This window comes from Mesorhizobium sp. M7A.F.Ca.US.014.04.1.1 (assembly GCF_003998745.1).
In the GTDB taxonomy this organism is placed as follows: Bacteria; Pseudomonadota; Alphaproteobacteria; order Rhizobiales; family Rhizobiaceae; genus Mesorhizobium; species Mesorhizobium ciceri.
Genome location: NZ_RZRW01000764.1, coordinates 1 through 2,217, shown reverse-complemented (window position 1 = coordinate 2,217; position 2,217 = coordinate 1). Strand labels below are relative to the sequence as shown.

The window sequence follows — 2,217 nt, the reverse complement described above, 5'->3', positions numbered from 1 at the left end:
CATTGACATCGACGCCCGCCAGTTTCTCAAGCGCCGTTTCCGCCTCGGCGCGAAGCCGGTCGGCTCCGATGCCGGAGGCGCCAACCAGATAAACGAGCACGGCGGCCAGCAGCACGAAAGCGACCAGACCGGCGAACAGTCGCGACAGGATGCGAAAACCGCGTCCGATCGACGCCTGACCAAGCGGCGGCACACGGCAGGCGGACGGAAAGGTCCCCAGGTCGGTGATCTCATCACGCCTGAACCGGATCTTCTCGTGCTGCGGTCGCTCCTGATCCACGCAATTTTCCGTTGTACGAACTCGATCGTGGACGAATCCCCGTCCGACACTATATCGGTGTGGCTTCGCGCGTAACCTCAAACAAGGGCATCGGTATGGCTGACCTCGACGTAGGCGATCTTGCGCCGCAATTTGACCTGCCGCGGGACGGCGGCGGATCGGTCAGCCTTGCCGCATCGTCCGGCAAGCCCATCGTGCTCTATTTCTATCCGCAGGACGACACAACAAGCTGCACGCAGGAGGCGATCAGCTTCTCGCAGTTGAAGCCGGAGTTCGAGAAGGCCGGCGCCGTGGTGATCGGCCTGTCGCCCGACCCCGTCAAGAAGCACGACAAGTTCAAGTCGAAATACAATCTCACCATCGACCTCGCCGCCGACGAGGAGCGCACGGTGATCGAGGCCTACCATCTGTGGGTCGAGAAATCGATGTATGGCCGCAAGTATATGGGCGTCGAGCGCGCGACGTTCCTGATCGGCCGCGACGGGCGGATCGCCAGGATCTGGCGCAAGGTCCGCGTCAAGGGCCATGCCGAAGAGGTGCTCGAGGCCGTTCGAGCGCTTTGAGGTTTGCCGGCGAGGCTGGCCCAGGTTCCCTTGCAACCTTACGCACGCCTGGCGGGCAATCGCTGCGAGCAAGCTATCGCTGCAAGCCTTTGTTAACCCTAATAATGTGTAATCAAGCTGTCGTGGTGTCGTAAACGAAAGCTTGGTCCCGTGAACGCAACCGGTCAGTCCGCAGTCTTCGGCAAGCGTAAGGAGCCCCATACGGTCATCATCGCCCGGGGCAACGAGATCAGGCATTTTACGATCCGACCGTGGCTGGCGGCCTTTATCGGCTCGGCGCTGGCCGCCATTGCCGTCGGCTACCTCATGGCCACCTCCTATCTCGTGCTGCGCGACGATTTGATCGGCGCCACAACGGCGCGTCAGGCGCGCATGCAGCAAGCCTATGAAGATCGCATTTCGGCGCTTCGCGCCCAGGTCGACCGCATCACCAGCCGCCAGTTGCTCGACCAGCAGCTGATGGAAACCAAGGTCAGCGAACTGCTTGAACGCCAGAGCCAGTTGAGCAAGCGTCATGGCCGCCTTGGTCCGCTGCTCGAACGCGCCGAGAGCGAGGTCGGCGCAGCGCCGGCCGAAGATCCGGCAGCGGCTGCGAAGCCGGACAAACGCGCCGAAGTGACCGGCAGCATCAAGGAGCCCGCGCGGAATTATGCGGTCGCCAGCCTGAGCGCCGATCTCGGCGCCGGCGACACAAGGCCGTTCTCGCTGTGGTCAACCCGCTCCGATCCGCTGCCCAATGATTCAGCCGCCGATCGTGCCGACAAGCTCTTCGTCTCGATCAACCAGTCGTTGAAATCCATCGAGAGCGATCAACTGACCCGCATCAGCACGCTTGCCGACAATGCCTATAAGAGCGCCGATGCCATCACCCAGGCGCTCGAGGCGGCCGGACTGCCCGTCGACAGCGACTTCGGCAAGGGCGACAGCGACGTCGGCGGACCGCTGATCCCGCTCGACAGTTCGATGATGTTCGACAGCAAGGTCAAGGAATTGGACGAAGCGCTTGACGCGCTCGACCATCTCAAGAAAGAAGCGCGCCAGCTGCCGCTGACCAACCCCGCGCCGGGCCACTCCGTCACCAGCCCGTTCGGCGTGCGCACCGACCCGATCCTCGGCACCGCGGCACTGCATTCCGGCATGGATTTCAGGGCGCCGATCGGCATGGCCGCAAAGGTCACGGCGCCCGGCACCGTCACCAAGGCCGGCTGGAACGGCGGCTATGGCCGCATGGTTGAAGTCGACCATGGCAATGGTTTTGCGACACGTTACGGGCATCTCAGCGAGATCGACGTGACCGTCGGCGAGAAACTGGACGCCGGCGCCGTCATCGGCAAGACCGGCAGCAGCGGCCGCTCGACCGGCCCGCATCTGCGC

3 protein-coding genes are annotated in these 2,217 nt (G+C 63.5%); 2 read left to right on the top strand and 1 reads right to left on the bottom strand.

The genetic code is table 11. From position 1 onward, the window contains the following. Positions 1–280, bottom strand: a 280-nt coding sequence (locus EOA22_RS31165) for a hypothetical protein (RefSeq protein WP_164756092.1), incomplete at its 3' end; no start/stop codon positions are given. A gap of 95 nt (positions 281–375) precedes the next feature. Here EOA22_RS31165 and EOA22_RS31160 point away from each other — a divergent pair. Continuing rightward, a complete protein-coding gene (locus EOA22_RS31160; RefSeq protein WP_063167801.1) occupies positions 376–843 on the top strand; it encodes a peroxiredoxin in 468 nt (155 codons plus the stop codon). 150 nt (positions 844–993) lie between these two features. Then, positions 994–2,217, top strand: a 1,224-nt coding sequence (locus tag EOA22_RS31155; RefSeq protein ID WP_164756091.1) for a M23 family metallopeptidase, incomplete at its 3' end; no start/stop codon positions are given.

Excerpts from the sequence above, each read along its gene's own strand:
- EOA22_RS31160 (WP_063167801.1), top strand. The coding sequence starts at position 376 with ATGGCTGACCTCGACGTAGGCGATCTTGCGCCGCAATTTGACCTGCCG.